Below are 19,825 nucleotides of genomic sequence, written 5' to 3' on the forward strand. Positions count from 1 at the left end.
GGGGTAAAACCGGCGCGTGAACACGACCGCCTCTCCCCTTCCCCACCCCCTTCTCCAGATCCAGGACCTTGGCTTCGCATATCCGGGTCAACCCGTACTCGCCGCCGGCTGGAACGCCGCCATCGGCCCCGGCGTCACGCTGCTGCATGGCGACACCGGCACCGGCAAGTCGGCGCTGCTCCAGGCGATCGCGGGGGCGCTGCCCGCCACCGGCCGTCTGACGGCGGCCGGCGCGCGCCTGGACAGCGCACCCGAGGCCTATCGCCAGAACGTGTTTTTCGTCGACCCGGCGACGGAGCGCTTCAACGACGTCACGCCCCGGGAATGCACGGCCACCCTGAACAAGGGCAACCCGCATTTCAGCGAAGAAAAGTGGCAGGCGCTGGTCGAAGGCTTCGCCCTGGGCCAGCACCTGGACAAGAAGATGTTCATGCTTTCGACGGGTTCGAAGCGCAAGGTCTGGATGGCGGCCGGGCTGGCGTCGGGGCGCCCGCTGCTCCTGCTGGACGAGCCCACCGCCGGGCTCGATGCCGCCTCGATCCGCTGCCTGTGGGGCGCGCTCGCCGGCTTTGCCGGGCAGTCGGCGCAGGCCGTCATCGTCGCCAGCGCCGCGCGGATCGACACCGTCCCGCTCGCGGCCACCATCGACCTGCCGCTGCATTGACACAGGCCGCCGCGGGGTGATCCGGCCGCGAAATGCCGCCCCGCCCGCGCGCCCGGCGACAATCGGCGGTTCCGGCGGCCAGATCCCGCCTGAACTCCCTGCCACCCGACAACACTGCATTACGGAAGCAAGCGCATGAGCACGAAGCAACCCACCATCGTCTACACCCTGACCGACGAGGCGCCCCTGCTGGCGACCTACGCGTTTTTGCCCATCATCCGCGCGTTCACCAGCCCGGCCGGCATCGACGTGACCACCAGCGACATCTCGGTGGCAGCCCGCATCCTGGGCGAGTTCCCTGAATTCCTCGGCGACGGCCAGAAGGTGCCCGACAACCTGGCCGAACTGGGCAAGCTCACGCTCAAGCCCGAAGCCAACATCATCAAGCTGCCCAACATCAGCGCCTCGGTGGCCCAGCTCAAGTCGGCCATCAAGGAACTGCAGGGCAAGGGCTACAAGATTCCCGACTATCCCGAGAACCCGACCTCGGACGAAGACAAGGACATCCGTGCGCGCTACAACAAGTGCACCGGCAGCGCCGTGAACCCCGTGCTGCGCGAAGGCAACTCCGACCGCCGCGCGCCCAAGGCCGTCAAGGAATACGCCCGCAAGAACCCGCACAGCATGGCCGACTGGAGCCAGGCCTCGCGCTCGCACGTCTCGCACATGCACGGCGGCGACTTCTATCACGGCGAAAAGTCCATGACGCTGGACCGCGCGCGCAACGTCAAGATGGAACTGCTGACCAAGAGCGGCAAGACCATCGTGCTCAAGCCCAAGGTCGCGCTGCTGGACCGCGAAGTCATCGACTCCATGTTCATGAGCAAGAAGGCCCTGCTGGCCTTCTATGAGAAAGAGATCGAAGACGCGCACAAGACCGGCGTGATGTTCTCGCTGCACGTGAAGGCCACGATGATGAAGGTCTCGCACCCCATCGTGTTCGGCCACTGCGTGAAGATCTTCTACAAGGAAGCCTTCGAGAAACACGGCAAGCTGTTCGACGAGCTGGGCATCAACGTCAACAACGGCATGGTCGATCTGTACAACAAGATCGCCACGCTGCCGCAAAGCACGCAGGACGAGATCAAGCGCGACCTGCACGCCTGCCACGAGCATCGCCCCGAGCTGGCGATGGTCGACTCGGCCAAGGGCATCACCAACTTCCATTCGCCCAACGACGTGATCGTGGACGCTTCGATGCCCGCCATGATCCGCAACGGCGGCAAGATGTGGGGCGCCGACGGCCGCCTGAAGGACGTGAAGGCCGTGATGCCCGAATCGACCTTCGCCCGCATCTACCAGGAGATCATCAACTTCTGCAAGTGGCACGGCGCCTTCGACCCCAAGACCATGGGCACCGTGCCCAACGTCGGCCTGATGGCCCAGAAGGCCGAAGAGTACGGCTCGCACGACAAGACCTTCGAGATCCCCGAAGACGGCGTTGCCAACATCACCGACCTGGACACCGGCGAAGTGCTGATGAGCGAAGACGTGGAGCAAGGCGACATCTGGCGCATGTGCCAGGTCAAGGACGCCGCGATCCGCGACTGGGTCAAGCTGGCCGTCACGCGCGCGCGCAACTCCGGCATGCCGGTGGTGTTCTGGCTCGACGCCTACCGCCCGCACGAAGCGCAGCTGATCACCAAGGTCAAGATGTACCTGCACGAGCACGACACCTCGGGCCTGGACATCCAGATCATGAGCCAGGTGCGCGCCATGCGCTACACGCTGGAGCGCGTCGTGCGCGGCCTGGACACCATCAGCGCCACCGGCAACATCCTGCGCGACTACCTGACCGACCTGTTCCCGATCATGGAACTGGGCACCTCGGCCAAGATGCTGTCGATCGTGCCGCTGATGGCCGGCGGTGGCCTGTACGAGACCGGCGCGGGCGGCTCGGCCCCCAAGCACGTGCAGCAGCTGGTGGAAGAAAACCACCTGCGCTGGGACTCGCTGGGCGAATTCCTCGCGCTGGCCGTTAGCCTGGAAGACCTGGGCCTGAAGACGAACAACAAGCAGGCGACCATCCTGGCGAAGACGCTGGACACCGCCACCGGCAAGCTGCTCGACAACAACAAGAACCCGTCGCCCAAGACCGGCCAGCTCGACAACCGCGGCAGCCAGTTCTACCTGGCCATGTACTGGGCCCAGGAACTGGCCGCGCAGACCGACGACAAGGAACTGCAAGCCAAGTTCAAGAAGCTGGCCGAGACGCTGGCCAGCAACGAGCAGAAGATCGTCGACGAACTCGCGGCCGTGCAGGGCAAGCCGGTGGACATCGGTGGCTACTACCTGGCTGACCCGAAGAAGTTCGAGGCGGTGATGCGCCCGAGCGCGACGCTGAACGCCGCGCTGGCTTCGGCGCAGGGTTGATGCAAGGGGCTGCGCAGGCAGCCCCGCCGTCTCATGAAAGGGAAAGGCAGGTCCTCATGAAACCCTGGCTGATCGCTGTCGCGCTGGCTCTCGCCGGCGCGGCCGCTCACAGTGCCGAGAACTGCGAAGACCTGCGCACCCGGATCGAAGCGAAGATCGCCGCGGCCGGCGTGACGCGCTTCACCGTGACCGTCGTCGATGCCAACGCGTCGGCGAACGGGCAGGTGGTGGGCAGTTGCGAACTCGGTACCAGGAAGGTGATGTACGAGCGCGATGTCGGGCAAGGACCGGCGACCGCGGCGCCGTCTGCCGCACCGCAACCGGCGGGCGAGCCGATCCTTACCGAGTGCAGGGACGGCACGGTGTCCGTCGGCGGCGACTGCAAGAAATAGCGAGCGAGGTGGCGGCACTGCACGCCTCCTCGCCCCTCTCTCCCTCTTTTCCCCTGTTCAGGCGTACGCCACCCAACCGCGGAATGCCAGTCCCGCGTAGAACAGCTGTGCGCCCGTGAAGCCGGCCTCGACGAGCATGGCCTCTTCTTCGTCGGGGCCGAGCAGCGGCAGCTTCGAGCCGATCGCCGATGCCGCATTGCGCGCACTTTCAGGATCGACACCCGAGGCGACAGCGAACGCAACGTAACGCGAGAGCCACAGCGCCCGTTCCGCCGGCGCTTGCGGAAAACTCATGTGAGCCATGACGAACGGCGCTCCGGGCTTCAGGCGGCGCCGGATTTCCTTCAACGTGCGCCCGCGTTCGTCGATGGCAATGAAATGCATCGTCAGCAGGCAGGTCGCGGCATCGAAGGGCCCCTCCGGCGCGGTGTCGACATAACCGTGGTGAAGTTCGGCGCGCGCAATCAGCGGGCCGAGTTCTGCTTCTGCCAGCTCGAGCATCGACTTCGCCGGATCGACACCGACGAAACGCCATTGCGCGTGCATCTGCGCAAAGACCTTCAGCTCGACACCGCCGCCTGCGCCGACGACCAGCACATTCGCGTTCGCCGGTGCCCGCTCGGCGACCAGCAAGGCCACCATCTTCTGCAAGTCGGACCAGCCCGGGACCAGCCTGCATGTCTTGTCGGCGTACGCAGACACCGACAGAGGGTCATTGAAATGGGCGTTCGGATCGATGTCGGGTTGGGCCATCGGGGCAGTTTATGCCGCTAGCCAAGAGCGACGAACTCCTGCGGCGACCCCCGCTACGGTCTTTCTCATTACGCCCGGACGGCTGTCGCTGCAAAAGGTTAGGAAAGATCTTTTTCGCAGGATCAGGCAAGAACCGTGTGCGATCCGGATACCGCCCCAAGCCCCTTCGGCCCGAGACTTCTCTCCATGCCCGGCGCGCCCATTGCGCCATGGTTCACCGACCTGCACGAGGAGTTTTGTATGAGCGCAATCCAAGAAAAAGTCGTCCTCATCACCGGCGCGAGCAGCGGCATCGGCGAGGCCACCGCGCGGCTGCTGGCGCGGCGCGGCGCCAGCGTGGTGCTCGGTGCGCGGCGCACCGACCGGCTCGAAGCACTCGCAGCCGAAATCAATGCCACGGGTGGCACGGCGAGCTTTCAGCGGCTCGACGTCACGCACCGGCCCGACATGGAAGCCTTCGCCGAGTTCGCCCTCGAGACGCACGACCACATCGACGTGCTGGTCAACGCCGCGGGCGTGATGCCGCTGTCGCCGCTGTGGAACCGCAAGATCGAAGAGTGGGAACTCATGATCGACGTGAACCTGCGTGGCGTGCTGCTCGGCATTGCGGCTGTGCTGCCGACGATGCAGGAACAGGGCTGGGGCCACATCGTCAATGTGGCGCCGGTGGCTGTGCAAGGCCTGTCGGCGGACTCGGCCGTGTACCACGGCACGCAGTACGCAGTGAACGCGATCTCGGAAGGGCTGCGGCAAGAGCACGAAGGGCGCCTGCACGTCACGCTGGTGAACCCCGACGTGGCCGGTGCCGGCGACCCGCTGGCCGAGCGCATCGCGGCCAGCTACACCATGGAGCGCATGCACACGCGGCGGCGCCTCGTGGAGCCTGCCGAGGCCGTCGCGCGCTCGATCGCTGGAGCCATCGAGGGCTACGGCATCGCGGGGATGACGCGACGTCCTTCCGCAAGGCCGCGGCCGGCTGCGCACGCGTGGTGATGGGTCGCTTGGCCCGAGCCCGGCTCACCTGAATCGGGCGGCCGCGTCAGTAGCTCTTGTAGGGCAGGAACTTGCCCGACAGCACCACGTTGACGCGGTCGCCCTTCGGGTCGGGCTGGCGCTGGATGTCCATGCTGAAGTCGATGGCGCTCATGATGCCGTCGCCGAACTCTTCATGGATCAGCTCCTTGATGGTGGTGCCGTACACGCTCACTACCTCGTACCAGCGGTAGATGAGCGGATCGGTCGGCACCGGCGTGGGCAGCGAGCCCTTGTAGGGCACGACCTGCAGCCACTTCTGCTCTTCCGGCGTGAGGCCGAAGATCTTGCCGATGACCTTGGCCTGCTTCGCGTCGAGCGTCATCTGGCCGAGGCAGGCGGCGGTGGTCCACTCTTTCGAGAGGCCGACCTTCTTGGCTACGTCGGCCCACTGGATGCCCTTGGACACCTTCGCGGTGATGATCTTTTCGGTGATGTCGTTGCGGTTCATGCGGCGGATTCCTTGAGATGAATGGACGCAGACGGGCAAGCAACAGGCATGCCCGTTGTCTTGCTCCCTCCCCCTCTGGGGGAGGGCTGGGGTGGGGGCTGACGGCGCATCCGGGCACAGTGGCTTTGCGAAGGCCGCTTGCCCCCATCCCAGCCTTCCCCCAGAGGGGGAAGGAGCAAGACCGGGTCAGCGCTCCCAACGAAACTTGCGATCCGCCTCGTCAATCGGCTGGTCATTGATGCTCGCAAAGCGCTTCTGCATCAGCCCGTTCTCCGCAAACTCCCAGTTCTCGTTGCCATGGCTGCGAAACCACTGCCCCGCCGCGTCGTGCCACTCGTACTCGAAGCGCACCGCGATGCGGTTGCCCATGAAGGCCCACAACTGCTTCTTCAAGCGGTAGTCGTGCTCGCGCTCCCACTTGCGCGCAAGAAACGCCACCACCTGCTCGCGGCCGTTGACGAAGTCCGCGCGGTTGCGCCATTCGGTATCGGGCGTGTAGGCCATGCTCACGCGCACCGGGTCGCGCGTGTTCCAGGCGTCTTCGGCGGCCTGGACTTTCTTCGTGGCGGATTCAAGGGTAAAGGGCGGCAGCGGCGGGCGGGATTCCATGGCGGTCTTTCTGCGAGAGATGAAGTGGTGAATTGGCGAGGCAGTGAAGGCCCGCAATGTGCCACGAGTAGACAGACCTGTCTACATGCCTACAATCGCCGCATGGACATCTCCGCCCTGCCCGCGCGCGAGCGCATCCTGCTCACCGCGCACGACCTCTTCTATGCCGACGGCATCCGCGCCACCGGCATCGACCGCGTGATCGCCGCCTCGGGCGTCACCAAGGTCACCTTCTACCGGCACTTCCCCTCGAAGGACGACCTCGTACGTGCCTTCCTCGACCACCGGCACGGCGTGTGGATGGCATGGTTCGTCGATGCGCTGGGCCGCCGCGGCGCGCACGAGCGCGCGGGCGACGCAGGCGCCTTGCTGCTGCTGGTCGACGTGATGGCCGAGTGGTTCGCCGACCCGGCATTCCGCGGCTGCGCGTTCATCAACTCGACGGCCGAGATCGGCGCCAGCGTCGAAGGTGCCGCACAGCGCGCACGCGCGCACAAGCGCGAAATGGTGGAGGTCATCGCAGGCCTGCTGCCAGCCGACGCACCCGCACGCATGGCGCTGGCACAGGCCGCCGCACTCGGCGTCGACGGTGCCATCGTCAAGGCGCAGACGGGCGCGGGCCATGCAGGTGATGCAGGCCATGCCGCGCTGGCACGCGAAGCCGTCGACGACCTGCGCCGGCTGCTTCAGGCGCTGGGCGCCAGCATCGTCACTTCACGACCATCAGCGTGAACGGCCACACGTAGGCCTGCAGCGTCACATACAGGCCCACGAGACAGGCCAGCGCGATCGAGTGGAAGAACACGTAGCGCAGGATCTCGCCCTCGTGGTTGAACCAGCGCGTGGCCGTGGAGGCCACCACGATCGACTGCGCATCGATCATCTTGCCCATCACGCCGCCCGAGCTGTTGGCCGCGCCCATCAGGTTCGGGCTCAGGCCGAGCTGGTCGGCCGCCACCTTCTGCATGCCGCCGAACAGCACGTTCGATGCGGTGTCCGACCCCGTGAGCGCCACGCCCAGCCAGCCCATCAGCGTGCCGAAGAACGGGTAGAACATGCCGGTGTTGGCAAAGGCCAGGCCCAGCGTGGTGTCCAGGCCCGAGTAGCGCGTGAGCGTGCCGAGCGCAAGCATCAGCATGATCGTGAGCAGCGAGAACTTGACCAGCCACAGCGTGCGGCCATAGGCGGCCACGAGTTGGATCGGGTTGTACTTCATCACCAGCCCGCCGACGATGGCCGACACCAGAATGCCGGTGCCCGTGGCCGAGAGCAGCAGCAACTGGTACACCGCGCCCTCCTTCGTCGGCTTGGGCACCACCGGCGCCACCTTCTCGATCATGTTGTGCAGCCCGTCGATCGGGAAGTTGGGCGCAAAGATGCCGTTCAGCCAGGTCTTGAACTGCGGCAGGCCCCAGATGAACACGAACACCGTAAGGATGAGCCACGGCGTCCAGGCGCGAATGACGGCGGCGGTCGGGTGCTTCGTGGGCGCGGTGGCCGGGCCGGCGTCGCCGCCATCCGTCGCGTGGCCCTTGAGCGAGACCGAGGTCCAGATGGTCTTCGGCCGCCACACGCGCATGAACAGCACCAGGCACACCATCGAGACGATGGCCGCGATGATGTCCACCAGTTCGGGCCCGATGTAGTTCGACACCAGGAACTGCGGAATCGCGAAAGACACGCCCGTCACCAGGATGGCCGGCCACACTTCCATCATTCCCTTGCGCCCGGCAAAGGCCCAGATGAGCCAGAACGGCACCAGCAGCGAGAAGAACGGCAACTGCCGCCCGATCATCGCGGTGACCGCCATCAGGTCGTAGCCATGTACCTTTGCCAGCGTGATCACCGGCGTGCCCAGCGCGCCGAAGGCCACCGGCGCGGTGTTGGCGATGAGCGAGAGCCCCGAGGCCGCCAGCGGCGAAAAGCCCAGCCCGATCAGGATCGTGGCCGTCACCGCCACCGGTGTGCCGAAGCCGGCCGCGCCCTCGAAGAAGGCGCCGAAGGCAAACGCGATCAGCAGCAACTGCAGGCGCCGGTCTTCGGTGATGCCGGCAATGGAGTCCTGCAATATCTGGAAGCTGCCGTTCTGCTGCGTGAGCTGCTGCAAAAAGATGATGTTCAGCACGATCCAGCCGATCGGCAGCAGCCCCGTGATGCCCCCGAGAAAGGCCGCCTTGCCCGCCATGTCGGCCGGCATGCCGAAGGCGAACACGGCGATGACGATGGCGCTCAGAAGGCCCAGCCCTGCCGCGTAATGGGCCTTGACGTGAAAGAGCCCCAGACACGTCAGCATCACCACCACCGGTATCGCGGCCAGCGCCGTCGATACCACCATGTTGCCGAACGGGTTGTAAACCTGTTGCCAGACCATGCGCTGTCTCCTCGTCGTTGGAATCTTTTTTTGAGTCGGCAGCGCGAGGCAATCCGGATTCCGCCACGAGCGACCGAGAGCGTTCGATACCATCCTAACCCGCTACTTTCACCAACAGAAGATGGTTTCTCCGCGTCTCCCCTCGACACAGGGCCTGCAGGCCTTCGAGGCGGTCGCTCGGCTGCGCAGCGTGAACCTGGCGGCCGAAGAGCTGAACGTGACGCCCAGCGCGGTCAGCCACCGCATCCGCCAGCTCGAATCGCAGCTGGCGCTGAAGTTCTTCACCGGCAGCGATTTCAGCCTGAGCACCGACGGCATGGCCTACCTGGCCCGCGTGCGCGAGGCCATTGCGGCATTGCAGCAAGTGCCCGGCCGCGAGCCCGAATCGCAGGTGCGGCGGCTGCGCGTGGCCGTCACGCCCACCTTCTCGCGCCAGATGCTGCTGCCCCGGCTGGCCCGCTTTCGCGATGCCTATCCGAACATCGAGCTGATGCTGCAGGTGACCACGCCCGTGCGCAACATGACCGTGGAAGAGGCCGACCTCGAACTGCGGTTTGGCACCGGCCCCTTTCACGACCGCGAGTTCGTTCAGCTGCTGGCCGACGATGTGTCCCCGGTCTGCAGCCCCGCCTACCGCGACCGGCACGGCCCCTTCGACGGCTTTGCCACCGACGCCGAGGTGGCGCGCGCGCAGCTGCTGCGCACGCCGCTCGAAGCCTGGCGCACCTGGTTCAAGGCCTGCGGGCTCGGCCTGCCCGAGCCGGCCACCGGCCACCAGTTCAACGACCTGGGGCTGGCGCTCGACGCGGCCGCCGAAGACTTCGGCGTGGTGCTGATGCACCTGCGGCTGGGCAGCGCGTGGCTGGACAACGGCCGGCTGGTGCGGTTGTCTCCGCGCAGCGTGCCGTCGCCCAACGCCTACTTCCTGTGCTGGCGGCCGGGTGCGATGGAGCGCTGGGAGTGCGCTACTTTTGTCGAATGGCTGCGGCAGGCCCTGCGCGACTGAGCCAGGCGCCGCACACGCCCCCGGCCTGAATTTTTTTCAGATGCAGGTGCAGGTCTTTTCAGATACCGCCCCGAAGTGCCTGCGGATAATGGCCGGTTGCCCCCTGCCGGCCCACAAAGACAACCAAGGAGACTCCCCGTGTCCGACCTTTCCAAGATCACCAGCATCGAAGACCTGCGGGTGATCGCCAAGCGGCGTGTGCCGAAGATGTTCTACGACTACGCCGACTCCGGCGCCTGGACCGAGGGCACCTACCGCGCCAACGAGAGCGACTTCCAGAAGATCAAGCTGCGCCAGCGCGTGGCCGTGAACATGGAAGGCCGCACCACCCGCACCACCATGGTCGGCCAGCAAACGGCCATGCCCGTGGCCATCGCGCCCACAGGCCTGACCGGCATGCAGCACGCCGACGGCGAGATCCTCGGCGCGCGCGCGGCAAAAGCCTTCGGCATTCCGTTCACGCTCTCGACCATGAGCATCTGCTCGCTCGAAGACATCGCCGAGAACACCGACCGCCACCCCTTCTGGTTCCAGCTCTACGTGATGAAGGACCGCGACTTCATCGAGCGCCTGATCGAACGCGCCAAGGCCGCCAACGTGACGGCATTGCAGCTCACGCTCGACCTGCAGATCCTCGGCCAGCGCCACAAGGACATCAAGAACGGCCTGACCGCGCCGCCCAAGCCCACCCTCAAGAACCTCATCAACCTGGCGACCAAGCCGCGCTGGTGCATGGGCATGCTGGGCACCAAGCGCCGCACCTTCGGCAACATCGCGGGCCATGCCAAGGGCGTGAAAGACCTGTCGTCGCTGTCGTCGTGGACCGCCGAGCAGTTCGACCCGGCCCTGAGCTGGGCCGACGTGGAATGGATCAAGAAGCTCTGGGGCGGCAAGCTCATCCTGAAGGGCATCATGGACGTGGAAGACGCGCGCCTGGCCGCGTCCAGCGGCGCCGATGCGCTCATCGTGTCCAACCACGGCGGCCGCCAGCTCGACGGCGCGCCCTCTTCCATCGCGGCGCTACCCGCCATCGCCGAAGCCGTCGGCAGCGAGATCGAAGTGTGGATGGACGGCGGCATCCGCAGCGGGCAAGACGTGCTCAAGGCCCGCGCGCTGGGCGCCCGCGGCACCCTGATCGGCCGCAGCTTTCTCTACGGCCTGGGCGCTTACGGGCAAGAAGGCGTGACGCGCGCGCTGCAGCTCATCCACAAAGAGCTCGATATCACGATGGCCTTCTGCGGCCACACGAACATCGACAACGTCGATTCGAGCATTCTGCTGCCGGGCACCTTCTAAGCCAACGGGCACAGGCGGACAAGGCCCCTTCGGGGGTAGGCTGATGCGGCGCCGGCTGACACGGCGCGGCCACATGCAGGCGCAGAATGTTTTGGCAACAACAACATCGCCTGCACGGCGGCAAAGGCACCATGAGCGCAGTCACGCCTACCCATGGAGGCCCGACGGCTTCCTCTTCTTCGTCCCCACCGCACTACACGGCCGAAGAAAAGCGCCACCGTGTCTTCGCGATCATGGCCGCCTCTTCAGGCAACCTGGTCGAGTGGTTCGACTTCTACGTGTATGCCTTCTCGGCGCTGTACTTCGCGCCGGCGTTCTTTCCCAAGTCGGACCCCACCGCACAGTTGCTCAACACCGCAGGTGTCTTCGCGGCCGGCTTCCTCATGCGCCCCATCGGCGGCTGGCTCTTCGGCCGCGTGGCCGACCGGCTCGGGCGCAAGACCTCGATGCTGATCTCCGTCACCATGATGTGCGGCGGCTCCCTCGTCATCGCCTGCCTGCCGACCTACGCGCAGATCGGTGCGTGGGCGCCCTTCCTGCTGCTCGTGTGCCGGCTCTTCCAGGGCCTGTCGGTCGGTGGCGAATACGGCACCACCGCCACCTACATGAGCGAGGTGGCACTGAGGGGGCAACGCGGCTTCTTCTCGTCGTTCCAGTACGTCACGCTCATCGGCGGACAACTGCTCGCGGTGCTCGTCATCGTGGCGCTCGAACAGCTGCTCACCGAGGCCGAACTCAAGGCCTGGGGCTGGCGCATTCCCTTCGTGATCGGCGCCATCGCCGCCGTGGTCGCGCTGCTGCTGCGCCGCACGCTGCATGAAACCCAAAGCGCCGAAGCCAAGGCCAACAAGGAAGCCGGCAGCATGGCCGGCCTCTTCAAGCACCACACGCCCGCCTTTCTGACGGTGCTCGGCTACACCGCCGGCGGCTCGCTCATCTTCTATACCTTCACCACCTACATGCAGAAGTACCTGGTGAACACCGTGCACCTGCCGATCAAGACCGCCAGCTACGTGATGACCGGCGCGCTGTTCGTCTACATGTGCATGCAACCGGCCTTCGGCGCGCTGTCGGACCGCATCGGACGACGCAACAACATGCTGCTGTTCGGCGGGCTCGGCGCCCTCACCACCGTGCCGATCTTGACGGCGCTGCAGTACACGACCAGCCCGGTGATGGCCTTCGTACTCATCATCGTCGCGCTCGCGATCGTGAGCTTCTACACCTCGATCAGCGGCATCGTGAAGGCCGAGATGTTCCCGCCCGAAGTGCGCGCGCTGGGCGTGGGCCTTGCGTACGCCGTCGCCAATGCGATCTTCGGCGGCTCGGCGGAATACGTGGCGCTGGGGCTCAAGTCACTGGGGCATGAGTCGGTGTTCTTCTGGTACGTGAGCGGGATGATGGTGATTGCGTTCCTGGTGAGCTTGCGGTTGCCGAGGCAGGCGAGTTACTTGCATCACGATCATTGAAGATTTCTGGCACGGCCCGGCCAGAGAAACGGGGCGGCTCTTCCTATGATTTCAACGAGGCCACAACGGCCCAACAGGGAGAGTCCACATGACAGTTCAAAACCTCGCCACCGAGCCGGGCGCTGCAAGAGGAATGCGCGCCGGTCCGGCAAGTGCGGTCCCGCCTTCGGCATCACAAGCGCAGCACTCGGAGCCCACCGTCACGCTGTACGGACGGATTGCTGCCGATCTGCCCGGCTATATCAGTTGGCCCGACCCGCCAAGCTTGCACTTCTCGATCGTCATCGACGACGCCTACAGCAGCATCATCGTTCTCGATGGTCAACCAACGGGCATGGAAGCGGGCATTCGCAACATGGCTCTGATCAAGACCAACAGGTACGACAACGCGCTCCCTGGGGGCGCGGTGGTCAAGATTGCCCTGCAACCACCGCAAGGCATGAGTCGGCAAGAGTTTGCGCACCGACTCGTCATCAACTCGCAGAAGTTCGTGAGCTACGTCGCACCGTACGCCCTGCCCCAGAACATTCGTGGATCACGAATGCGTGCTGGCGAATACAACAGCGGCTCGTACGTTGCCGGATTACTGCAGAGTGTGATGGGCCATGTTCCGACGATCTCGGCGCCCGGATTCCAGGCGCCGGGATGGGAGAGCCCGATGCCCGGCCACTTCTTCAAGGGCGAGGCCATTCGATGAGCGTTCGCTTGCGTCTGGTTCTGAACCTGCTGGCGTGGGCGGTCTTCATTCCGGTTCTCAATCTGCTCTTCACCGGTCTGGAGCGACACCAGATACTGACGACCTCCGGCCTTTCGGTTTCGATCGTGGCAGGTGCGCTCGTTCTTTGGTTGGGGCTGATCTATTGGCGTTGTGTGCCGAGCACCTCCAGCATCGCCGTGCGCTTTGCGTATCTCGCCACCTATCTGACTGTGGCAATCTTGCTTGGAATTGCCGCGCTCTGGATTGCCTTCTGGGTCACTGTTTTGATCTACGGGCTTTGACTCGCAACGCGAAGATGCTCGCATTTGCAGCGCATAAAAAATGATCGCGATGTGTTCCTGGTGACCTTGCGGCTACCGCGGCAGGCGAGTTACTTGCATCACGATCATTGAAGGCGAAGCTCATGCCCGCTTGAAGCGCAGGCATCTGCATGGCTATACTGCGCCGGTCACGCCAAAGCGTGATCGGGATTGGCGTCCCGCTGAAATCACTGCGACGCAAGCCGCAGCCACCCCGCAGGTGTCTGCGGCTTTGTCGTTCGTGCCTCCATTTTTTTGGCGGCTCGATGGGCGGGCGCGAGCCCGGCCGGTTTCACGCAAGTGGTTTCCCGGTACGCCAACCCGTCGAGCTGCCGCCCTCAATTGGCGTTGGGTGCGGCGGTTTCAGCAAACCGAAACCCTTGGAGGTCATTCATGACCAAAGCCGCTCGCGCGTCCGCACACACCCCCTCGCTTTCCGAATCTTCTGAAGCCACCAGCGCCGAATCGCTCGCGCTGCAGGCATGCGATGACATCGACAGCCTTCACGTTGTGCGGCGGGCATACGCGTGCCTCGAAAAGCTCATCGCTCCGCAACACGTGAACGACACTGAAGAGGTCTGCCCGACGCGCACTGAACTCGGGGCGCTGGTGCGGCTGGTCAATGAGGAACTGCAGCGTCGCATCGAAATAGCCGACGCCACGATTCAAGCGTTGCGCGTTGGTTTGGGCAAAGGGTGCGCGCTGTGAAGCGCAACTGTTCTGTTTAGGACGACTTCAGGTCCTCGGCATAGCCCGGCAGGATCCTCTCGTCCAAAAAATCAAGTCGCGTCTTGAGGCGAGTGGCATTAATTTTCGACGGCACCACATTCACCGGAATGAGTTGATCTGTAGGAGCACCTTCATCGGCGGCCTTGACCCACTCCAGCATCGCGCCGATATATGCGTCCAGCGCTGTGGCTGGGTTTGGACTGTCTTCGCATGTGATGTATGCAGGCGGAAGATCTCCGGTGATGACCCAGACCCACTCATCCACACCGTTCCGAGTCGGCACGAACCTGAACAGGAAGACGCCAACGATCCCCGGATAAACCATCCCTACGTACTCTTCGGTGATCGTCTCGCACCAGTCGTAGTACTCAAGGTAGGTTCGTGCTTCCGCATGAAGTTTCTCGACGGATCGAACATCGGGATCAAGCGCACCCGCATTGGCAAAGTACTTGCTCCATTCGGACGTTTTTGAAAGATCTGGTTTCATGGTTGGTTCCTGCACCGCCCCCGGCAGATGTAGTTGCGCAAGGCAGAAAACTGGTCGAGCGCTATCCGTTCCTGACGGGGCTACTCGGGCCGTCGATTGTTCAGGAGCTGTTCGGACGGTGATGAACAAGGCCCAGCGAAGAGTATGAGGCGATAGCGATCACGAAGTCGATCACCCCTTCCTTACTCTCGATACAGAACATCGACCATCTCCCCTGCAACCAATGAATTGATCTCATCGATGTTGTTCACTTCGAGAATTGAGTAAGTTATCTCTCGGCCTGTGGAGAGAGGTGCATCGTCTGGGCCAGGAATCATCTGCGCCGATACGACTTTCCTTATCCCCGCAAAGACGTACTTTGCCTTCCGCTCGTTCACCTCCAAGTGACCGTCGCCGCTGAGGTCCTCATTGCTTCTTGCCACCCTTTCTGCCATCACCCTCGCATCCACATCTGAGGGAGCACTAACGATATAGACGTTCTCGTGTAGCAAGTAAGAATCCTGCGCCGAGTCGATCATTTCGAAATAAAAAATTGCGTGTGCTGCGTACCACATAGAGTTGATTCCTATCTCAGTTTCTTCCGTCTTTTCGCTTGTTGCGCTCGCCTCTTCCCTTTTGCTCTTTTTCCAGACGCTTCCTTTGATCTGAAGGGGTATTTGGATCTTTCAGGCGACTTTTAATTTCGTCATCTGTCACACCAACCAGGCCGGTATCCCTGACGTTTTGTTTACCGCCCTTTGCCATCTGCATGATGAGGTCGCTTGCTGACGTAACGATTGCCTTGCAGCCGTTCATCAGCATTCCGGGCAGCCCAGCATCGGGCAGCGAAGGCATCGGGATGCTTGGCATCGGAATGAGTGGACGATCCTCCCCCGGGTAGTCAGGATCGACCAAAGGCGAAGGTCCAGTCTCGCACTCCATTGCCAATCCCCCAGCAACCGGTCTGCATCCGTAGAGCCCTTTCGGATCGCTGTAGGTCAGTGGATTCCCTCCGACGTACCCGAACCTGTTCCAGCCCCCATCGAGCCCAATGGGGTCGCCCTGCGTGTAGCGGCCAGTGGTGGGGCTGTAGGTTCTGAACCCGTTGTAGAACAGCCCCGACTCCTCATCCGCATACTGCCCCGGATACCTCAGGTTGAACTTCACCTCCGAGAGGTTCGTGCTGCCCGGGTTCGGTGTCGCCTCCGGATTGGCGAAGCGGTTCCTCCCCAGCGTCGGCTTGTCTTCCCCGAACGCGCTGTAACTCCACTGCCAGACCGCTTGACCATCCGCATTCGTGAGCTTGCGCGGCGTGTTCAGGTGATCGCTGTGTACAGCGAACGTGCTGCCGTTAACGATGGCCGCAATCGGCATCGGTCCGTTGGCTGTCGGCAGGTAGATGTACTGGCTCTGCCCCGCACTGTTCGTACCCCCGCTGCCCACCTCCGCGATCAACGTGCCCTGCTCGTTGTAGACATACGCATAGCCCAGTTGCTCGGCCTGGTTGTTGGCCGGGCTCCACAGCTTCGTGAAGAACGCAATCAGGCTCTGCATGAACCCCGGATCAGCTGCATTGCCCTGGCTCGGCGGATACAGCGGCTCGGTCTTGAACACCCGTTGCCCCAGCGCGTTGTGCGCGTAGCGCGTGGTCGGGCTGGCGTCGGTGGCGCCGGTGGTCGATGCACCGAGGCGCCCCTCTGCGTCGTAGGTGTAGCTGCGCAGCCCATCGCTCACGAGGTCGCCGTTGGCGTTGTAGCCGTAGGTGACGCTGGTGTTGCTCGCGCCGTTGATGCTCTGGGTGAAGCCCGTCAGTTGGTTGCTCGCAGCGCCCACTGTGTAGGTGCGGCTGGTGCTCACACCATTGACGGCCCGGGTGCTGCTGTTTCGGTTGCCGTTGGTGTCGTAGCCGAAGCCTGCGGTGTTGCCCGTGGCATTGAAGCTGGTGATGCGCCCGACGTTGTTGTAGCCCACGCTCCATGTCTGCGGCGCCAGCGAGATAGTGTTGTGCGCGGGGTCGGTGTCGCCGGGCTGGTACAGGTTCTGCGTCAGGCTCGTGATTCGGCCTGCGGCGTCGTAGACGTAGCTGCTGAATTCGGTGGTGGTCAGCCGGCCTGCGGTGTCATAGACCCGGCTGGCGGCCACAGCGGGGTTCGCGAAGGCCCAGGTCCAGGCGGCGGGCTGGCCCAGCGGGTTCCAGGCGACGCCGGTGACGAGGGGGTTGCCGTTCCAGTTCAGGCCCGCAAGGCGGCCGGTGGCGTCGTAGAGGTGGGTGAGCGTGGCGCCGTTGGGGTAGCCGATGCTCGCCAGCGTGCCGTTGGCGTTGTAGCCGTAGCTGACCTGCTGCACGCTGCCGTTGATCAGGGTCTGCTTCTTGAGGGTGACGCGGCCGAAGGCATCGCGGGTGTACTCGGTCGTGCCGCTGCGGTCCACGATCTCGGACAGATAGCCCTTGCTGTTGGCTGTGAGGTCGTAGCGCAGCGTGGTGGTCTTGCCGTCGGCGAAGACGAGGCTTGTGGGGCGGCCCAGTGCATCGCGGGTGATCGTTGTCGCTTGGCCCAGGGCGTCGGTGATCTGGCTGGGCAGGCCCAGGTTGTCGTACTGGGTGCTGGCGCTGCCCACGTCGGCGCTGGCTTCGGTGGTGGCGTTGCCTTGAGCGTCCCGGGTGTAGGCGGTAGCTACGCCCTTGAAGTCCTTGGCTTCGGTGACGGCGTCCAGGGCGTTGTATTTCAGCGTGGCCGTTGCGTTGGTTGCATCGGTCACGGCCTTGACGCGGCGCAGATTGTCCAGCCCGTAGTTGGTGCTCTGGCTCAGGCCGTTGGTTGCGGTGATCAGTTCACCGTTCGCGTCGTAGCCGAAGGCACTGGTCTGATTCGGGCCTTCGGTCTTGGCGCTCAGGCGGTTGATGTTGTTGATGGTGCGGGCGGTGTTCCACGCGACGTTGCCGGCGCCGTCCTTGATCTGCTCGGCAGTGCGGTTGCCCATGCCGTCAAGGGTGTAGGAGCCGCTCTCGCCCCGGTTGTTGCTCCAGCCGGTCAAGCGGTGCGCGGCGTCGTAGGTGTAGGTCAGGACGAGGCCGGTGGGCAGCGTGATCGTCTCGACGGTGCCGTAGGGCTTGTAGGTCAGCGTGGTGGTCTGGCCGCCGACGGTCTGGGTTAGCAGGCGGTCGCGGGCATCGTAGGTGTAGCCCGTCACGAGGCCATTGGGGGCGGTGGTGCTGACGACGCGGTTGGCACTGTCGTAGGTGTAGCTGGTGACGTGACCCAGAGCATTGGTGGACGTCAGGACGTTGCCGAGGAGGTCATAGGTGTAGCTGGTGACTGCACCGTTGGGCTCTGTCTGCGTGTTCACCAAGCCTTGGGGGGTGTAGGTCCACTGCCAGAGCTGGGTCTTGTTGGTGGCTGTGTCCGTGACGGTCTTCGACAGCGTGTTGCCTAGCGTGTCGTAGGTGTAGGCGGTCGTGCGACCTGCTTCAGTGACGAGCACGGGCAACGCAAAGGTCGCATGCCACTGAGTGGTCACCGTTCGTGCATCGGGTGTGCCAGAGGCATAGACCACGGTCGTGGGCAGGCGACGGGTGGTGTCCCATGTCGTTGTGGTGACCGCCCCCTTGAAATCCATATCCGAGGTGATCAGACCGTTGGCGTCCTGAACGCGGCTGAAGGAATCGCTCTTTCCATCGCCCGAGGGCAACGAGCCTTTGGTGACGGCCAGTTTGCCCAACATAGTGCCGTAGGTGTAGTTGCGGCTCGTGCCCAACGGATCAACTACCGTGGCGGCACTCGCCGATGGATAGCTGACCTGATAGCTGTTCACGGAGCCTGCGAGTTGGGTGCTGATCGCGCGACCTGTGCTGTCATACGCGAAGGTGCCCCAGCGAGCGCCGGCTTCATCGAAGATGCCGGTCAGCCCTTGGGGGAACGAAGCATTCTCGTAGACGAAGCTGCGGGCCTTGCCGTCGGGATACAGGACTGAGGACAGGCGTCCGGTGCCGTCGTAGCCATAGGCGATGACGCGCCCATCTGGGGTTGTGACGGTGGTCAGTTGGCCTGCGCCGTTATACGCGAGCGTGAGGGTGCGGCCAAAACCGTTCGTGACGGAGGTCAGTTGGCCGGAGCCGTTGTATGTGTAGGCGATAGCCCAGCCGTTGCGGTTGGCTTCGGTCTGAAGCTTGCCGGAGCCATCGAAGCTAAGCGTGGTGTCGTCGTCGGCGCGATGGTAAGTCCAGCTTCCGGAGGACTGCTGCACCAAGGTGTCGGCGCTGTTGCTGGCGCTCCAAGTGGTAGCACCGGCCAGCCTCCCGAAAGTTCGTACGTAGCCTTCGGCAGTGGTGATGGCCACCCCCAACGGAGCCGTGGCGGGAGTAGCTGACAGGCGGGTGCTGTGGTTGTGCGACCAGGCTTGACCGAGTGGGTTGCCGGTACGGGTGGTGTCGTAGGTCCAGTTGCTTCGATAAGTGCGGGTGAACGACAACGGTGACGGCCCAGAATCGGACCAATCGGTTTCGGAACGGTACTTTTCTGACGTTGCCGGAAGAATCGGGGTCGCCGTACTCAGCCCATCTATGCGGCATGACGACGGCTCCGGTGCAGGGACGGTGCAAAAGGTGTGCGTACTGTCTTCAACATTAGGTGGCGTGCAAGCGCAACCCAAAGACGCGGTACCGGTGACCGTACTGTTCGCGGGACAGGTAACCGGACCTGGATTTGCATAGATGAGCACCGACATGGGGCTGCGACCACCCGCATAGGTCAGCACACAATTCCAGGTACCAGTCCAGCTGGGACCGTATCCATACTTCCACAGAGCAGCCCAGTCAGGCCAGGCCCCGCCTTCGGGGGCAAAACTGATGCCCTCCCCATAACTCATAGCCTTCGCACAGGCAGCGTCGGGCGTAGCAAAGATCAAATTGTCGTACGGGTCATGGAAAGTGAACGACGCCCCAACAGGGGTGACTGCAAAAGAAGTGCCGGAAAATTGCAGTGCAAAAAAGCACGCAATTAGACGTAAGGCCTTCGCCATGCGCCTCCTGAAAGTGGACACAACAAGCGGCGTTTCTGCGATGCCTCGCCGTATTTCCCCCATCCCCATTGAGTCCCACATCGCACTCTCCCTCATGCTTTCTCGTTTGCTTGTCTGAACATGGATGACAACCCGCTCGCAGGTGTGCATGGTCAGTATGTTTTTGAACGGTCATCAC

At 63.8% G+C, this 19,825-nt stretch carries 18 protein-coding genes; 11 read left to right on the forward strand and 7 right to left on the reverse strand.

The genetic code is table 11. The features are described from left to right. Positions 1-16: 16 nt before the first annotated feature. From ACGLHS_RS28610 to ACGLHS_RS28620, 3 genes are all read left to right on the forward strand, one after another. Positions 17-664: an ATP-binding cassette domain-containing protein gene (locus ACGLHS_RS28610; RefSeq protein WP_394485222.1), complete on the forward strand. Its 648-nt coding sequence runs from the start codon at positions 17-19 to the stop codon at positions 662-664. Positions 665-799: 135 nt separating this feature from the next. Then, complete coding sequence (locus ACGLHS_RS28615) at positions 800-3,037, forward strand: NADP-dependent isocitrate dehydrogenase (protein WP_093245684.1); 2,238 nt, start codon at positions 800-802, stop codon at positions 3,035-3,037. Between the two features lie 56 nt (positions 3,038-3,093). Next, positions 3,094-3,429, forward strand: coding sequence for a DUF1161 domain-containing protein (locus ACGLHS_RS28620; RefSeq protein WP_394485223.1), 336 nt, complete (start codon positions 3,094-3,096; stop codon positions 3,427-3,429). 57 nt (positions 3,430-3,486) lie between these two features. On the opposite strand, the gene ACGLHS_RS28625 is transcribed toward ACGLHS_RS28620, so the two are convergent. Then, positions 3,487-4,182 carry a class I SAM-dependent methyltransferase gene (locus ACGLHS_RS28625; protein WP_394485224.1) on the reverse strand — a complete coding sequence of 232 codons (696 nt, stop codon included), beginning with the start codon at positions 4,180-4,182 and terminating at the stop codon, positions 3,487-3,489. 240 nt (positions 4,183-4,422) lie between these two features. Here ACGLHS_RS28625 and ACGLHS_RS28630 point away from each other — a divergent pair, with 240 nt between their 5' ends. Continuing rightward, positions 4,423-5,175 carry an SDR family oxidoreductase gene (locus ACGLHS_RS28630; protein ID WP_394485226.1) on the forward strand — a complete coding sequence of 251 codons (753 nt, stop codon included), beginning with the start codon at positions 4,423-4,425 and terminating at the stop codon, positions 5,173-5,175. Positions 5,176-5,221: 46 nt separating this feature from the next. On the opposite strand, the gene cynS is transcribed toward ACGLHS_RS28630, so the two are convergent. Both cynS and ACGLHS_RS28640 read right to left on the reverse strand, forming a co-directional pair. Further along, on the reverse strand, positions 5,222-5,665 hold the full coding sequence (cynS, locus tag ACGLHS_RS28635; protein ID WP_093245693.1) for a cyanase: 444 nt from the start codon (positions 5,663-5,665) through the stop codon (positions 5,222-5,224). 186 nt (positions 5,666-5,851) lie between these two features. Then, positions 5,852-6,274 carry a DUF1348 family protein gene (locus ACGLHS_RS28640; protein WP_394485227.1) on the reverse strand — a complete coding sequence of 141 codons (423 nt, stop codon included), beginning with the start codon at positions 6,272-6,274 and terminating at the stop codon, positions 5,852-5,854. A 102-nt stretch (positions 6,275-6,376) separates the two neighbouring features. On the opposite strand from ACGLHS_RS28640, the gene ACGLHS_RS28645 reads away from it, so the two are divergent. Next, positions 6,377-7,006 (forward strand): TetR/AcrR family transcriptional regulator, encoded by a 630-nt coding sequence (locus tag ACGLHS_RS28645; RefSeq protein ID WP_394485228.1) that lies wholly within the window; start codon positions 6,377-6,379, stop codon positions 7,004-7,006. Here the strand turns inward: ACGLHS_RS28645 and ACGLHS_RS28650 are convergent. Further along, positions 6,984-8,645, reverse strand: a complete 1,662-nt coding sequence (locus tag ACGLHS_RS28650) for an L-lactate permease (RefSeq protein WP_394485229.1) — start codon at positions 8,643-8,645, stop codon at positions 6,984-6,986. The two genes, ACGLHS_RS28645 and ACGLHS_RS28650, sit on opposite strands and share 23 nt — an antisense overlap. Positions 8,646-8,766: 121 nt before the next feature. Here ACGLHS_RS28650 and ACGLHS_RS28655 point away from each other — a divergent pair, with 121 nt between their 5' ends. From ACGLHS_RS28655 to ACGLHS_RS28680, 6 genes are all read left to right on the forward strand, one after another. Then, positions 8,767-9,651 (forward strand): LysR substrate-binding domain-containing protein, encoded by an 885-nt coding sequence (locus tag ACGLHS_RS28655; RefSeq protein ID WP_394485230.1) that lies wholly within the window; start codon positions 8,767-8,769, stop codon positions 9,649-9,651. A 138-nt stretch (positions 9,652-9,789) separates the two neighbouring features. Further along, the gene (locus ACGLHS_RS28660; RefSeq protein WP_093245706.1) at positions 9,790-10,947 is read left to right on the forward strand and encodes an alpha-hydroxy acid oxidase; all 1,158 of its coding nucleotides are present in this window, start codon (positions 9,790-9,792) and stop codon (positions 10,945-10,947) included. 131 nt (positions 10,948-11,078) lie between these two features. Beyond that, positions 11,079-12,416 carry an MFS family transporter gene (locus ACGLHS_RS28665; protein ID WP_394485231.1) on the forward strand — a complete coding sequence of 446 codons (1,338 nt, stop codon included), beginning with the start codon at positions 11,079-11,081 and terminating at the stop codon, positions 12,414-12,416. 88 nt (positions 12,417-12,504) lie between these two features. After that, a complete protein-coding gene (locus tag ACGLHS_RS28670; protein WP_394485232.1) occupies positions 12,505-13,113 on the forward strand; it encodes a hypothetical protein in 609 nt (202 codons plus the stop codon). Beyond that, on the forward strand, positions 13,110-13,415 hold the full coding sequence (locus ACGLHS_RS28675; protein WP_394485233.1) for a hypothetical protein: 306 nt from the start codon (positions 13,110-13,112) through the stop codon (positions 13,413-13,415). Before ACGLHS_RS28670 ends, ACGLHS_RS28675 begins: the two co-directional genes overlap by 4 nt. Positions 13,416-13,826: 411 nt before the next feature. After that, entirely contained in the window at positions 13,827-14,141 is a 315-nt protein-coding gene (locus tag ACGLHS_RS28680) for a hypothetical protein (RefSeq protein WP_394485234.1), read from the forward strand. A gap of 16 nt (positions 14,142-14,157) precedes the next feature. Here ACGLHS_RS28680 and ACGLHS_RS28685 read toward each other — a convergent pair whose 3' ends face one another. From ACGLHS_RS28685 to ACGLHS_RS28695, 3 genes are all read right to left on the reverse strand, one after another. After that, positions 14,158-14,649 carry a hypothetical protein gene (locus tag ACGLHS_RS28685; RefSeq protein ID WP_394485235.1) on the reverse strand — a complete coding sequence of 164 codons (492 nt, stop codon included), beginning with the start codon at positions 14,647-14,649 and terminating at the stop codon, positions 14,158-14,160. 182 nt (positions 14,650-14,831) lie between these two features. Continuing rightward, complete coding sequence (locus tag ACGLHS_RS28690) at positions 14,832-15,203, reverse strand: hypothetical protein (protein WP_394485237.1); 372 nt, start codon at positions 15,201-15,203, stop codon at positions 14,832-14,834. A gap of 16 nt (positions 15,204-15,219) precedes the next feature. After that, positions 15,220-19,797, reverse strand: a complete 4,578-nt coding sequence (locus ACGLHS_RS28695; protein ID WP_394485238.1) for an RHS repeat-associated core domain-containing protein — start codon at positions 19,795-19,797, stop codon at positions 15,220-15,222. Positions 19,798-19,825: the final 28 nt, after the last annotated feature.

This window comes from Variovorax sp. VaC1 (genome assembly GCF_043658315.1).
Taxonomy (GTDB): domain Bacteria; phylum Pseudomonadota; class Gammaproteobacteria; order Burkholderiales; family Burkholderiaceae_C; genus Variovorax.

What these genes read in the sequence shown, in the direction of transcription:
- ACGLHS_RS28615 (WP_093245684.1), top strand. Translation starts at nt 800, where the DNA reads ATGAGCACGAAGCAACCCACCATCGTCTACACCCTGACCGACGAGGCG.
- ACGLHS_RS28620 (WP_394485223.1), top strand. Translation starts at nt 3,094, where the DNA reads ATGAAACCCTGGCTGATCGCTGTCGCGCTGGCTCTCGCCGGCGCGGCC.
- ACGLHS_RS28625 (WP_394485224.1), bottom strand. Translation starts at nt 4,182, where the DNA reads ATGGCCCAACCCGACATCGATCCGAACGCCCATTTCAATGACCCTCTG.
- ACGLHS_RS28630 (WP_394485226.1), top strand. Translation starts at nt 4,423, where the DNA reads ATGAGCGCAATCCAAGAAAAAGTCGTCCTCATCACCGGCGCGAGCAGC.
- cynS (WP_093245693.1), bottom strand. Translation starts at nt 5,665, where the DNA reads ATGAACCGCAACGACATCACCGAAAAGATCATCACCGCGAAGGTGTCC.
- ACGLHS_RS28640 (WP_394485227.1), bottom strand. Translation starts at nt 6,274, where the DNA reads ATGGAATCCCGCCCGCCGCTGCCGCCCTTTACCCTTGAATCCGCCACG.
- ACGLHS_RS28645 (WP_394485228.1), top strand. Translation starts at nt 6,377, where the DNA reads ATGGACATCTCCGCCCTGCCCGCGCGCGAGCGCATCCTGCTCACCGCG.
- ACGLHS_RS28650 (WP_394485229.1), bottom strand. Translation starts at nt 8,645, where the DNA reads ATGGTCTGGCAACAGGTTTACAACCCGTTCGGCAACATGGTGGTATCG.
- ACGLHS_RS28655 (WP_394485230.1), top strand. Translation starts at nt 8,767, where the DNA reads ATGGTTTCTCCGCGTCTCCCCTCGACACAGGGCCTGCAGGCCTTCGAG.
- ACGLHS_RS28665 (WP_394485231.1), top strand. Translation starts at nt 11,079, where the DNA reads ATGAGCGCAGTCACGCCTACCCATGGAGGCCCGACGGCTTCCTCTTCT.
- ACGLHS_RS28670 (WP_394485232.1), top strand. Translation starts at nt 12,505, where the DNA reads ATGACAGTTCAAAACCTCGCCACCGAGCCGGGCGCTGCAAGAGGAATG.
- ACGLHS_RS28675 (WP_394485233.1), top strand. Translation starts at nt 13,110, where the DNA reads ATGAGCGTTCGCTTGCGTCTGGTTCTGAACCTGCTGGCGTGGGCGGTC.
- ACGLHS_RS28680 (WP_394485234.1), top strand. Translation starts at nt 13,827, where the DNA reads ATGACCAAAGCCGCTCGCGCGTCCGCACACACCCCCTCGCTTTCCGAA.
- ACGLHS_RS28685 (WP_394485235.1), bottom strand. Translation starts at nt 14,649, where the DNA reads ATGAAACCAGATCTTTCAAAAACGTCCGAATGGAGCAAGTACTTTGCC.
- ACGLHS_RS28690 (WP_394485237.1), bottom strand. Translation starts at nt 15,203, where the DNA reads ATGTGGTACGCAGCACACGCAATTTTTTATTTCGAAATGATCGACTCG.
- ACGLHS_RS28695 (WP_394485238.1), bottom strand. Translation starts at nt 19,797, where the DNA reads ATGCACACCTGCGAGCGGGTTGTCATCCATGTTCAGACAAGCAAACGA.